Source organism: Paenibacillus sp. FSL H3-0333, assembly GCF_038002805.1.
GTDB classification, from domain to species: domain Bacteria; phylum Bacillota; class Bacilli; order Paenibacillales; family Paenibacillaceae; genus Paenibacillus_AQ; species Paenibacillus_AQ silagei.
Genome location: NZ_JBBODG010000001.1, coordinates 4,650,092 through 4,663,480 on the forward strand (window position 1 = coordinate 4,650,092; position 13,389 = coordinate 4,663,480).

Annotated in this window: 8 protein-coding genes; all 8 read right to left on the minus strand. The window is 53.9% G+C overall.

Annotated elements, in window-relative coordinates:
- Positions 1-105 precede the first annotated feature (105 nt).
- The 8 genes from MHH78_RS20800 to MHH78_RS20835 all read right to left on the minus strand — a co-directional run bounded on the left by MHH78_RS20800 (position 106) and on the right by MHH78_RS20835 (position 13,336).
- Entirely contained in the window at positions 106-936 is an 831-nt protein-coding gene (locus MHH78_RS20800) for an aldo/keto reductase (protein WP_445668058.1), read from the minus strand.
- Positions 937-975: 39 nt separating this feature from the next.
- Complete coding sequence (locus MHH78_RS20805) at positions 976-5,487, minus strand: hypothetical protein (protein WP_341168676.1); 4,512 nt, start codon at positions 5,485-5,487, stop codon at positions 976-978.
- Positions 5,474-6,232: a DUF6063 family protein gene (locus tag MHH78_RS20810; RefSeq protein ID WP_341168677.1), complete on the minus strand. Its 759-nt coding sequence runs from the start codon at positions 6,230-6,232 to the stop codon at positions 5,474-5,476. Before MHH78_RS20810 ends, MHH78_RS20805 begins: the two co-directional genes overlap by 14 nt.
- A 12-nt stretch (positions 6,233-6,244) precedes the next feature.
- Entirely contained in the window at positions 6,245-7,750 is a 1,506-nt protein-coding gene (locus MHH78_RS20815) for a hypothetical protein (RefSeq protein ID WP_341168678.1), read from the minus strand.
- 247 nt (positions 7,751-7,997) lie between these two features.
- Positions 7,998-8,594 carry a GNAT family N-acetyltransferase gene (locus MHH78_RS20820; protein WP_341168679.1) on the minus strand — a complete coding sequence of 199 codons (597 nt, stop codon included), beginning with the start codon at positions 8,592-8,594 and terminating at the stop codon, positions 7,998-8,000.
- A 73-nt stretch (positions 8,595-8,667) separates the two neighbouring features.
- Entirely contained in the window at positions 8,668-10,581 is a 1,914-nt protein-coding gene (thrS, locus tag MHH78_RS20825) for a threonine--tRNA ligase (RefSeq protein WP_341168680.1), read from the minus strand.
- Between the two features lie 493 nt (positions 10,582-11,074).
- Positions 11,075-11,794 (minus strand): HAD family hydrolase, encoded by a 720-nt coding sequence (locus MHH78_RS20830; protein ID WP_341168681.1) that lies wholly within the window; start codon positions 11,792-11,794, stop codon positions 11,075-11,077.
- Positions 11,795-11,965: 171 nt separating this feature from the next.
- The gene (locus MHH78_RS20835; protein WP_341168682.1) at positions 11,966-13,336 is read right to left on the minus strand and encodes a glycoside hydrolase family 64 protein; all 1,371 of its coding nucleotides are present in this window, start codon (positions 13,334-13,336) and stop codon (positions 11,966-11,968) included.
- Between the last annotated feature and the right edge of the window lie 53 nt (positions 13,337-13,389).

Genomic DNA, 13,389 nt, shown 5'->3' on the forward strand with positions numbered 1-13,389 from the left:
AATCTCTTCTATTACTATATCGGTTACGCACGGGATGGACGTATAGTTCCATCTCTCTTATGTGTATGTCCGAATCTAGTAATTATTCAAAAGAGTCTGCCGGGCTTACTCGTTATTGAACCGGTCCGGATGGGAGCCGAAGCGCTGATCGCGGTTCAGGCCGTTGATCCGGCTGATCTCCTCTTCTGACAGCTCAAAGTCAAAAATATCGGCATTCGCAATAATCCGCTCCTCCTTGACCGACTTCGGAATCGTCACGATTCCGTTCTGCAGATCCCAGCGCAGGATGACCTGCGGCAGCGTTTTGTTATGATGGGCTGCAATATCGGCCAGGACCTCATTGTCCAGCAGATGCCCTTGGGCCAGCGGGGCCCAGGCTTCAATCTGAATGCCCTGCGCCTTGCAATATTCGCGGAGCTCTTGCTGGTTAAGCAGCGGATGCAGCTCCACCTGGTTGACCATCGGCTTCACGGTGGCGTCAGCCAGCAGATCCTCCAGATGATCGATCTGGAAGTTGGATACTCCGATGGCACGGACTTTACCGTCCGCATACAGCTTCTCAAGGGCGCGCCAAGTGTCTTTGTATTTGGCCCGGATCGGCCAGTGTACCAGATACAGGTCGGCATAATCCAGTCCCAGCTTGCTTAAGCTCTGGTCAAATGCAGCCAGCGTAGAATCATAGCCTTGCTCTGTATTCCATACCTTGGTGGTGATGAACAGCTCCTCACGCGCAACTCCCGATTCACGGATAGCCTGCCCGACTCCTTCTTCATTTCCATATACGGATGCGGTATCAATACTTCTATAACCGGCCTTGATGGCTGCTTTGACCGAATCAATAACCTCCTGGCCCTCTTGTACCTTGAAGACACCCAGCCCGAACCATGGCATTTCTACACTGTTAGCTAATTTCGTTGCCGATTTTAAGTTCATCATAATCACACTACCACCTGTCTATTGGATTGGTTAGATTAACTAGAATAATGAAGCAGGGATCAGCTTGCGCCCGCCTTTGATCAGGGTCGAATCCAGGGCATCCCCTTTATCTCCGCCAAAATACAGCTGCCAGTACACGCCGAAGCGGATGCTGACATCATTCTTGACCAGCTCCGGCGGCGTGACGATCAGCCACTGGAACTTCAGCGCCTTCGAGATCTCGAAGACCGGATCGAGCACGTTATTCGAGACCATCTCACCGAACGGGTTATCGTACAGGAAGACCGTCCAGCCTTTGTTTTCCCGGTTAACGCGCTTGTGAGTCATAATCATCATCGCCACTAGCAATTGAACAGACTGGCGCTGCCCGCCGCTGCCCACTGCCTCATCTAGCGCGCCGCGGTTGATAACCTCCCAATCGGAATAATGATAGTCCTCGGGAGCGGCATACAGGAAGTAATTCTCCGTCACCGGCTTATACACCTGCAACACCGGGAAACGGTTCTGCAGCGCCGCGTATACCATGCGTCCATCGTTAATCAGCTCTCTGACAGCTGAAGCCGGAACCTGCTCCATCTTCGGATACTTCTCCAGCAGGCTGCTGATACAACGGTTGAAATAGTCGCTGACCAGCGGCTCGATGTCATCTGTCGTACGTGGAACGTTAATATTCTTGTAATTCAGCTTAACCAGCGGGAAGGCATGGCCGCTCTCATTGTGAATGATCATCCGGCGTTCCATCCGCTTCAGAATATCAACGATCTGCACCACACGCTTGGCTGCCCGGCCTACCCACAGCTTGCGGGACAGCTCCATATCCTCTTTATCGCTGCGGATGCTCTCCATCTGATCACGTGAGCTCTGAAGCATGGAATCCAGTACCTGCAAGGCGATAGCGAAATCATCCCAGTGAACATTGTTCAGGCGTTCCTGAATCTTGGTCTCAAGCTCTGCATTCCAGCCGGACTTGGCCACCTTGCCGCTTAGGTCAGTCTTCTCTTCCTTCACCTTGCGGGAGATATCTGCCCGCTGGCTGCGGCTCTCCTTGCTGCGCTGCAGCCAATCCTCCACCAGCGTCTCGCAGCTCTCCCGCACCTTCAGCTGCAATTCTTCCGGCACCTCCCGGAGGGATACACGGTGCTCGACATGGGAATCCATGATCCGGCTCTGATTGCCCAGAACGAGCAGCCATTGATCCATGGAAGCCAGCGCCTGCTTACTGGTATTCAGCAGATGCTCATTCTCCCGGCCCCGCAGACTGATCTCTTCTTCCTTCTGTTCCAGCGGCTCATTCCATAGCTCTACCGTCCGCTCATGCTTCTCCTTGATCGCCTTCTCGGACTTGCCCAGCTCTTTGCGCAGGCTGTCAAGCTCGGTCTGGCAGCGGATGAAGGAGTCACGGAGCTGCTGATAGTCCTCGTCCAGAATCATCGTGTCGCTCTTCTGTCGGACTCTGGCGGACTGAATCATATCGGGTGACTCCTGCGGCTCAGGGGCAGACGGCCATCCGGCATCTACCTGCTGCACAGCAGCTTCCAGCTCAGCCAGCTGTTCTCTGGCCGCCTTGATCTGGGCTGTTCTTGTGCGGATCTCAAGCTCGTTCTGACTTAGCGACTGCTGAAGACTCTCAACCGTACTGAGCAGCTGCAGCAGCTTGTCCTGTACCGCCTCATTCAGCAGTTCATCGGCAGCTGCTTGATCCGCCTCAGCATTTGCATCCTGAACCTTCGCACCCGCAGCTTCACCGGGGAACTCTATGTCCGGGAACCAGTTCTGCAGCCGCGGGAATACAGAATAACGGGCATCCCCGATCCATTTCTCGCGCTGCAAGGCGAAACTGTCCATCTCTGCCTTCAGCCGGGTGAGCTGCTGGTCCTTAACTGCAATCTCTTTGCTGAGGTTATTCTTCTGCTCCATAGACTTTTGCTTGTCTGTATAGTTCTGCTCGTGCTTCCGGCTCCGCTCACTCCACTCCCGCAGCGCCGCCGCCCGGGTCTCCTGCTCGGACTTATCCGCTTCGCAGGCTGACAGGTCTCTGGAAATTCCAGCCAGAACCTCCTCATAACGTGCCTGTTCTGCGTTCATTTCTTTCAGCTGGCTGCGAAGCTCCTGCAGCAGGGTCTCCGCGCTCTTCTGTCTGCTCCGCAGACTTACGGTATGCTCGCCCTGGTGCAGACGTTCATATTCCTGCCGGGCGGATCTAAGCTTGGCAAGATACGCTTCCTCCGCCTGAAGCTCCTCCTCCTGCTCACGGAGCCTGGAGGCCATTCCCCGCTTCCACTCCTGGAAATGATCCGGGTGCAAGACCATCTGCGGTCCTTGATGCGCCAGCAGCAGGAAGGCGTCTCTACCGCCCTCCGCCATCTCCTCGCGCACGAAGATCGGGACCGGAGCCTTAAGCAGAAGCTCCTTAAGCAGCTCCGGCTGCAGCTTAGCCGCTTCACGCTTCGTGACAATCAGGCCGTAAGGAAGCAGCGGATGGCGTTCCAGCTCCTCCTCGCGGACCAGATAAGGCTGATCGTTCAGATACATGGTGCCAGTCATAGAACTAATCTTGAGCGCATCCAGCGTATCCTTCACCGTTACAATATCATGGTTAGGCAGCCAGTAGGCTTCCTGTTGCAGCTCAACATCCAGCAGCTGCTGATAATAATCCCGCCGCAGCCGCTTCGTCTGCTGCTCGGTATCCTCCAGCCTGCGAATGAACCGCTCCTGGATTAGAGGCTTCGCTTCGAATAGAGCTGTCGCGCCTAAGCGCTGATGCTCCTCATACATCTCCAGCAGCACTACGAGCTGTGACCAGAGCTGTGATTCCTTGTTCATCTGGGCTTCGATGCGTCCGGTCAGCTCCTCCGCCTGAGCCTCGGCCCCCAGCAGCTTCTCAGCCAGCCGGGTATGCTGCGTATGCAGGAGCAGCTTCTGGTCTTCAGCGGTCTTGCGCTGTTCGTTCAAGGCCTCAATCTGCTCAGTCAGCCCTCTGGCCGCAATCAGCGTCCTCTGTAGGGCGGCTGCCGGTGAGTGGGCGGCTTCCTGCCCGTGGCGGGAAGCGAACACACCCAGCTCCTCCGTATATTGACGGATCATGGCTGTTAATTCCTGGAGCTTCCCATCCAGCCTGCCAAGCTCCAGCAGCAATTCCTCCCTGCCCTTGCGCAGAATCTGTTCTTCCGCTGCATGGGAATGCTGCTGTCCGCTGTAGAACAGGCTCTTCGCCTGCCATAGCCGGTAGACCTGCTCCCACTGTACCCGCAGCTCCTGCTTGGCCCCTTGAATCACCTCTTGGCGCTCCTTCATCGCAAGCGACCCTTCGATGGCTTCAATCTCCTTCTGCCATTGCTCCATCTGACGGAGCTGCAGCTTGCGCCGGGCCAGATAATGGGCAACCTCCAGCGACTTCTCTCTCTGCTTCGATTCTTCCAGACGCTGCTTAGCCCGTATCTGGTTGTCAGAGACCACTCTGAAGTGCTCCTGCTTGCCGTCATGCTCTTCCTTCAGCCGCAGGTACTTCAGATTATCGCTCTCGAATCTGAGCGTCTTCGCTTCTAGATAATGTCCGGCCAGCTCATCCGCCGTTCTGCGGCGCTTGTCTTCCGCCTGCTTCAGTTCATCATGAATAACGGTATAGAGCTGCGCTCCTAGCCGTTCGGTCTCCCGGAAGCTGAGGTCCGCCTCCGTTCCGAGCTTCACCGCTTCATACAGAGGAGCCGCAAGAGAGGTGAACTCGGCAAAAGCCCGCTCCCGCTGCTCCAGCATCGGCAACCGCTGTGCAACCGTAGCGGTATCCACGAACATCCGCTGAAGCGAGCCTTCATCCTCGCGCAGGCTCCCTCCCAGACTGGAACCAATCTCTGGAATAATCAGCCGCTCAAAGAGATTATGATTGGTGAATGCGTCATTTTTCTGAAAATAGCCCTTGATGCCGCCCTCTTCCCCGTTGATTCTGCGCATATTGCGCCATTCATCAATATGGATATCATGGTCAGCCAGGTAGGCATAGTATTTCTTCAGATCGGAGCTGCTGCTGCCGTAGACATTAATCTCACCCCGCCGTTCCCGCACAAACTGCTGAATCGCTTCGAAGCTCGCAGGCGTATTCAGCTCATGATCATATAAGGGCAGGGTGGATAGTGTAAGCTCAGCCGTCTCCTCATATTTCAGCAGCGCGTATAGCAGATAATCCACTTTGATCTCAAGCTGGTCCATGGAATGTTGAGCAGTCATCGCGATCCCGGTGGTGACATACTCCGTCCGCTCCTTATCGTCGAGCCGCCATTCGATGGCTACATGGAAGGTGTAGGGCTTCAGCTGTTTTTTGTGATTATGAAAAAAAGCCTCGACCTGGTTCTCATTATTCTTGCCCCAGGCGGCTCTAGGCATCAGCAATTGGAAAATCGATTGCAGCAGAACACCCTTCCCCCCGCCGTTCATCAGCGTAATCAGGGTATTGGCCGGGCCTTCTTCATTACACAGATCGAGGATCATATCCTCATATTTCTTCAGCATCTTCTCGTACTTGAGTCCGGCGATGCGGATTCGCTCAATGCGCGGCATGGGCTTCACCCTCCTGTCCGCTGAGTGTGCGGCCAACCAGAGCCTTCAGCTCTTTGTACCGGTCCACATCGTGGTAGAGATAACGCATCCGCTCGTACAACTCTTCCCGGGGGAATATCCGCTTCTCATGCTCGGAGATGAACACCAGATGCTCTTCCTCCAGCAGCTTCATGCCTTCATGGATCAGACCGATCCGTGAACCGGCTCCCCGGCTGAGCGAATCGCCTTCCTCCTGGCTCTTGGTCTGCATGTAGAGGCTGGTCCACACCTTGTGCATCGCCTGGATATCCAGCCGCCACTGCTTGCTGAAGCTGCCGTCTTCATCCATACTAATCCAGCCTTGGAACAACTCGGATACCTGATCCGACAGTTGTATGTAAGACATGCTGTCCTGTCCCGGCTTGAAGTGCTGCTCATCCTGGTCCATCTCCGCCAGAAAAACGAGGATAATAACGTTAATGATATGCAGATGTGTCTTACGCTCAATCCGTGAATATTTATTGCGCAGCTGAGTGAAGTTACTGGCGAATCCGGAGCCGATCGGACTCACGAGCAGGTGCAGGCGGTGACCCGAATTCATAATCCGGCAGCCGGCTTCTTTGGCTACATATTGCAGGGCATCATAAGCAGCTGTATCCTGCAGACATTCGGCGGCAGCGGGATCATCCAGCGGAATCACCTTGCGGCGAAGCAGGTCGAAGAACAGCCGCGATGCCTGCTGAACTTGCTCTAAGGAATAACTCATATCCGTATCATCTCACTTCTCTACTATATTAATGGTATAAGGGCTAATCTCAAGGCCGGGGATACGGATGCTGCCCTGCTGCTGTGCAGAGATGGTGGTCCGCAGCCTTGCGCCGCGTAGCACCGCAAGCTCCGGGTGGTCCAGCATCAGCCGCTGAAGCAGCTTCTGGCATTCGTCCGCCACGCCGTGGCCCTCTGCTTCCTGCGCCTCAACAGTAATTACGGTATGGAAAAATTGCACCCACAAATCCACGGCATCCGGGCAATCCGCCCAACGCCGCTGCTCCTCCTCCGTGAACGCCTCCGCAGTGAAGGTAAAGCTGCCGTGCGCAGCCACTCCTTCTATGACGGGCAGCCACAGCTCGCAGACCTCAGTCCAGGGAATGCCTTTGGGCACATAATGGATGTCCTCATCTTCCCCGGGTTCATCCGGCGCATCCGGCGTATCCTCCGGCAGGAAACCGACCTCCTGCTCTTCCCAGGCCCAAGCCAGCGGATAGATGAAATCCTGGCTGGGCGAGAATAGCCCGCAGATTAAGGTCTCCAGGCCATCCCCGTCCGACAGTCCTTCCGGCTTCACCCATTCCTCCCACACATGGGTGCGGAAGTTGAAGCCTGCTGCTCCCCAGAATAATTCCGGGAAGTTCAGCCGCAGATTCGTCTCCGCTTCGAAGATGCTCAGCACAACCTCGGCCAGCTCGTCATGCACCCGCCGGGACAGCTCCACCCGCTCGGAGAGCTGACGCAGCTCATTGAAATCAATGACATCCTTCTCATCATTGGCCAGCCGGGCCAGCGAGCGGTGGATATTATCGAAATGCTTGCGTTCCTCGTCAAACTGCTGGTGGATCTCCTCCAGCCGCTCGTGCCGCTGAGTGCCGTATTCGCTGAAGATATGCTTCGGATTACGGCGCAGGGCATTACGATATTCCTGCTGCTGCTGTGTCATTTTGCGTACGCGGGAGATCAGCTCATTCACATCCTGCATCGCCCGGGTAACCCGTCCATGCTTGATATGCATCTGAATCTCCAGCAGCTTGATGCTGACCTGGAACTCGTCGATAATCTCGTGGCTCATGAAGATCAGCTCCATCGCATACTCGGACAGCCGGTACACCGTGGTCCCGTTCTCCTCCCAGCTGGTACGTGTAGCGTCCTCATCTACGGTGAAATACTTGTATTTCTGTACTGCGATCTCCCGCGAATGGTCCTCATAATAATACGCCTCGAAATCCCCGCCGCTGCCGCTCCACAGCAATCCGTCTACCAGCCGTTCGACCGATTCCGGGCTGCCCAGCTTCGCTATGCCGAAGCGCTCCAGAGAGCTCCAGGCCAGATCCACCAGATCCTCCCTGGCCCTCTGTTCATTCGATTCCAGCTCCAGATAATAGACCTGCAGCAGCACACTAAGCGCAATCATTTCCTTATACGGCTGCAGCTCACCGAGATTCATGCCTGCGCCCAGACTCCATAAGGGGTTCAGCCGCTTATTCCGTTCTCCGAAATCATTCCAGTTCATGCTCTTGCCAACCTCGCCATCACTTCATAATTTCCCCACAACATAACATAAACCCAAATCCGCACCGCAAGGTGAAGGTTGGGCCGGAACATAAAAATATAGACGGTTTGTTCATGCTCAGAACCCCGAGATAATGGGAATGTATGTTTCTATTCTCATGTCATTCTATTATATCAATGTTTCATAGATATGGCTATTTGCAAAATAAATAGAGGAGCCCGCGCAGGGACCCCTCTATGTTAAAGCGCTACTTGTACTTCTCATTCACCAGATATTGCAGATTCTTCTTCACCACAGGCCATTCTTCATCGATAATACTGTACAGTACATTATCCATAACAGCCCCGTGAGCGGTAATACGATGCTTGCGCAGGACGCCTTCCCGGACCGCTCCAATCCGCTCAATGGCCCGCTGGGAGCGCAAATTGTGACTGACAATGGAGAAGTCCACCCGGATTAGCCCAAGCACCTCGAAGGCATACTGCAGCAAAAGCAGCTTCGATTCTGTATTCACCGCAGTTCTCCAATATTCCGGTGTGATCCAGGTGCAGCCAATCTCTGCATTACGATGCGTACGGTCCAGATGCATCAACCGCGTAGTCCCTACGATCCGGCCGGATGCCTGCTCCACCATCACATAAGGGATTTCCTTGCCCACCGCCCCATTCGCCAGAGCCGTATCCACCAGTTGTCCTGCCTCTTCCTCTGAGCTGATCTGCCTCCAGGTGTACTCCCAGATCTGCGGATTGTGCAGCAGCTTCTTAAGCTCAAGCTTATGCTCCTCTGCCAAAGGCACAAGCCGGATTACGTTGCCTGCAAGCTGGCCTGCTTCTATTACTGTCAACTGACTTCCCCCTATATCTTTTTACCTGTTATACTTTTCACCTATTATATTCACCTATTATATATGAAGCGATTTATTCCCAACCGTCAATCTTAGCTGTCAATTGCTGAATGAACTCCTGGGCGCTCAGTGTGAATAATGTGTTTTCCGCACGGCTTCGTACCGAGATTGTTCCGTCATTCTGCTCCTGATCTCCCAGCACCAGCATATAAGGGATTTTCTCCAGCTGCGCTTCACGGATTCTGTAGCCCAGCTTCTCATTCCGGGAATCTACCTCCACCCGCAGTCCGGCTGTTGCCAGCTGTCTTCTGACCTGCTCGGCATACTCGTCATGAACCACAGAGACTGGCAGCAGCTTGACCTGCACCGGAGACAGCCACAGCGGGAACGCTCCGCTATAGTGCTCTGTAAGAATACCCATGAACCGGTCAATGGAGCCGAACACCGCACGATGGATGACAACCGGACGATGCTTGTTGTTATCTTCGCCAATGTAAGTCAGGTCGAACTTCTCAGGCATCTGGAAATCCAGTTGAATCGTACCGCATTGCCAGCTCCGCTTCAGGGCATCGAGGACATGAAAATCAATCTTCGGTCCGTAAAAAGCGCCATCCCCCGCATTCACGCGGTACTCTATTCCATTCTTCTTCAGTACACGCTCCAGCGACTCTTCCGCCTGATCCCAGAGCTCTTCGGAACCCATATAGTCTTCCGGGCGTGTAGACAGCTCGACCTTGTACTCGAATCCGAAGATGGAATAGAACTGGTCAATCAGCTCCAGCACCCGAGTAATCTCGGATTCAATCTGCTCCGGGAGCACGAACAAATGGGCGTCATCCTGGCAAAAGGTACGGACCCGCATCATTCCGTTCAGCGCACCGGAGGACTCATGGCGGTGAACCTGCCCGTATTCCGCAATGCGGATCGGCAGATCCCGGTAGGAACGGCGGCTGTTCTTGTAGATCAGCATGTGTCCGGGACAGTTCATCGGCTTCAGCGCAAAGTCTGTCTCATCCACCTTCGTGAAATACATCTCATCCTTGTAATGATCCCAATGTCCGGATTGCTCCCACAGACGACGGTTCATCATCAGCGGCGAGCGGACCTCTTCGTACCCGTCGGCACGCTGCAGCTTGCGGGAGAAATCCTCCAGCGCTGTACGGATCAGCATCCCTTTGGCCAGGTAGAACGGCATGCCCGGCGCTTCCTCGGAGAACATGAACAATTCCAGCTCCTTGCCCAGCTTGCGGTGATCCCGTTTCTTCGCTTCCTCCAGCAGATGCAGATGCTCCTCAAGTAGGGCTGTGCTCAGGAAGGATGTGCCGTATATCCGCTGAAGCACCTGATTATCAGCATCCCCGCGCCAGTAGGCCCCCGCTACACTAAGCAGCTTGAACGCCTTAATCCGGCCAGTGGAGGGCAGATGCGGCCCCCGGCACAGGTCCGTGAATTCGCCTTGCTCATACAGGCTGATGACCGCGTCCTCCGGCAGATCCCGGATCAGTTCCAGCTTCAGCGGCTCTTCCAGCTGTTCAAAGTACTGCACCGCTTCCGCCCGGCTGACCACCCGGCGCCGGATCGGCAGGTTCTCCTTGATGATCTTCCCCATCTCCCGCTCAATCGCAGCAAGATCCTCGCTGGACAGGGGTTGTTCAATATCTATATCGTAATAGAAGCCGTCCTCGATCACTGGACCAATGCCCAGCTTCACGTTCCGTTCTCCATAGATCCGTTTGATCGCCTGGGCCATCACATGGGCTGTGCTGTGTCTGTGAATCATCAGCCCGTCGCTGCTGTCCGCTGACACGATCTCCACGAGGCTGTCCCCTTCAACCGGACAATCAAGGTCAACGAGTCTGCCATCGATTTTGCCGGCTACTGCATTCTTCCTTAGACTTAAGCTAATCGACTCCGCAATCTGCGCAATTGTGGTGTTACGCGAATACCTCCTATTTGCTCCATCCGGCAGCTGCACTTGAATCTCCATGATTATGGCCTCCATTTCTTCAGTGTATATTCGTATATGTGAACACAAAAAAACGCATCTCATCCCGGAAAGGGACGAGTGCGTCTTAAGCTCGTGGTTCCACCCTAATTCGACTATACGTCACTTCACCCCCGGCTGTTCGGCGGAAACGTGATCAGTACAATCCTCATGGCATCCGTTAACGGGGATGGGGCGGTGACATTTACAGCCTCGCTAACAGCAGGAGGGTTCAGTGTCACGGCTATAGAGGGGTAACATCCGGCTGGTCTCTGTAAGAAGCTCTCACCTTGCACTTCTCTCTCTGGTCAGTCCTCACGGGATATCCTGTCTCTGGTCATTGCCTTGGTTATAGTGTTGCTGGTTACATAATACGCACGGCCTTTGTAAAAAGTCAATACCGTGCAGAAAAAAACTTGAAAGCCGCTTCCTAATTGACCGCTTAATTCTTTAATTCTTTAATCCTTTACTCCCTTAATCCCTTAACTCGTAGTTCTTACCCGTTCAGTTCATTCCTCTGTATCCGCAGGATAATATCCTCCACATCTTCCACCGCTGCTGCAATGTAATCCGCTCCGGCCGCCGATAACTCCTCCTCTGAACCATAGCCGAATAACACGCCCACAGAGGCCACACCGCAGGCTTTGGCCCCGATAATGTCATGCTCCCGGTCCCCGATCATCAGCGAATGCGAAGCAAGAAGATTATTCTCGTCCAGCACGTGTTGAATGACCTCGCGCTTCTTCGAGCGTGTCCCATCCAGGTTGCTGCCTGCCGCATACTTGAAGAACCCGTCCAGCTCATAATGCCGGAGAATCTGCTCAGCGAATACGATGGGCTTCGAGGTCGCCACATACAGCTCGAATCCCTTACTCCTCAAGCTCTCCAGCAGCTCTGGAATGCCTGGAATGACATGATTCTCGAACATCCCCAGCGTCCGGAAACGCTCCCGGTAGAACTCCACCGCCTGTGCCGCCGCCTCCGCCGTGAAGCCCTGAATTTCGATAAAAGAATCATATAGCGGCGGGCCTATGTACGGAATCAACAGGTCAGGATGCTCCACCTCGATGCTGAATTGGTTAAGCGCATACTCCACGCTTTTGGTGATGCCTTCCTTGGGGTCAGTCAATGTGCCGTCCAGATCAAATAAGATGTGCTTCAAGCTGTCCTTCATCTCTCCCGGATGCTCCCTTCGTGTGCAATTGCTATCTATCATACCTTTCTTCCTGTTTATTTTCTATAGATTAGCCTTTTTAGTCTTTTTGGATTGAATAGACATGTGAAAGAGCCGGTTGCCTGCTTATATTCAGGACCGGCTCTATATGCGATAGCTCTCATTTGCTGATGATTGAGGAAGCTGCGCTGCAGGAAGCCATCGGCTCCATACTTACCAGCCCACGCGGATAATCAGGCCCTTAGGGTCACCGACTTCCAGATAGGCTGCCTGGCCGTTAACATCGTCATACGGGAAGCCATAAGCCAAGCCGCTGATGCTGTGATCATGCCAGAATTTCGCATAAAAGTTCGCAGGAGCCGCATTGTAATAATTCGCTACGTTGTTCCAGTTGCTAGTGGTGTAGACATGGCGGTTGATCGCAGCGGAAGTGGCGGCATCGATTAGCGAACCGTCATTGCGCAGAATATCCTGGGTGCTATAGCTGGAATACCCTGCGAAGTAATTCGCATTGGCTCCACCGGCTTTGAACGATCCATGGACTGGAGCAATAATCCGGTAAGGCGCCTGATCGGTTGCCAGCGATTTGAAGGCGGACGGAACTTCATTCTGGTATTTGGTGAAAATGCCGGCCCGTGTCTCCGATTCCAGCTCGCCAACCGTCTTGTCATAACCGCCGGACAAGCCTACCAGCCGGTGCTGGACCGGGAAGCCGAAGGCATCTACACGGGTCGTATTTCCATGGTAGCCTGTAGCATCCACCGTGAATTCAACGAAGTCGAAATAGAGATTACGGTTAGGATCGGTTGGATTATCGATATCCGGTCCGGCAAAGCCATCGTCATAGGTCTTAATATACAACGGCGTGCCAACACTTAGGAACATGCGGCCGGAGGTGATTTTGGGCAGCGTTACCCAGTTGGTCTGGCTAACCGTATGATAAATATTGGCATAGTTGACCCCGTTCTTGGTCAGATGGCCGGAAGCATTATTCAGCGCATTCGAGATCGGAATGAGATTGCCGCTAAGATCCAGATAACTCCATTTGCCGTTAGCCGGATTGATGCCGATGACGCCCCAATAGATCTGGTTATCGGAGTAAGCGCCTCCCGTTCCGTTCATGACTTTGACAGACACGGAGCCTCCCGGCGGTGTCGGAATAGAAGAGGCAGCGATAGAATAGATGGAACCGGAAGACCCTGAAGGCGGAGTAGTCGGCGCTGCAGTGGGCGCGGTTCCCGAAGTGTAGTTGAACCAGCCGGTATCATAAGCCGGAGTCCCATTGTTGTAGGTGAAGAAGTACGAGAGTGCTGTGCCGCTGGCGACGCCTGTAACCACCTGCTCATAACGCGATTTACCGTTGTTATAAGTCATTCGGTAGTTTAGCTGGGTTCCCGAGTTCACCTTGTAATGCACATCGGTCCAGCTGGTACTGACCGTAGATTTGAACCAGATGGTAGCTGAGGTTCCCGACAGATCTACCCCTTGGGTATAATCAGCTGCGGCTGCTTTGGAATTGAACAAAGGCAGGCAAGAGAGCAAAAGCACGAACGCAAGCATCGTCATTAGCCATTTTTTGGACATTCTTAGATTCCTCCTGAATAATATTGGCATTGCAGTACTTCCCTTCAACTACA

Excerpts from the sequence above, each read along its gene's own strand:
- MHH78_RS20800 (WP_445668058.1), bottom strand. The coding sequence starts at position 936 with ATGATGAACTTAAAATCGGCAACGAAATTAGCTAACAGTGTAGAAATG.
- MHH78_RS20805 (WP_341168676.1), bottom strand. The coding sequence starts at position 5,487 with ATGCCGCGCATTGAGCGAATCCGCATCGCCGGACTCAAGTACGAGAAG.
- MHH78_RS20810 (WP_341168677.1), bottom strand. The coding sequence starts at position 6,232 with ATGAGTTATTCCTTAGAGCAAGTTCAGCAGGCATCGCGGCTGTTCTTC.
- MHH78_RS20815 (WP_341168678.1), bottom strand. The coding sequence starts at position 7,750 with ATGAACTGGAATGATTTCGGAGAACGGAATAAGCGGCTGAACCCCTTA.
- thrS (WP_341168680.1), bottom strand. The coding sequence starts at position 10,581 with ATGGAGATTCAAGTGCAGCTGCCGGATGGAGCAAATAGGAGGTATTCG.
- MHH78_RS20830 (WP_341168681.1), bottom strand. The coding sequence starts at position 11,794 with ATGATAGATAGCAATTGCACACGAAGGGAGCATCCGGGAGAGATGAAG.
- MHH78_RS20835 (WP_341168682.1), bottom strand. The coding sequence starts at position 13,336 with ATGTCCAAAAAATGGCTAATGACGATGCTTGCGTTCGTGCTTTTGCTC.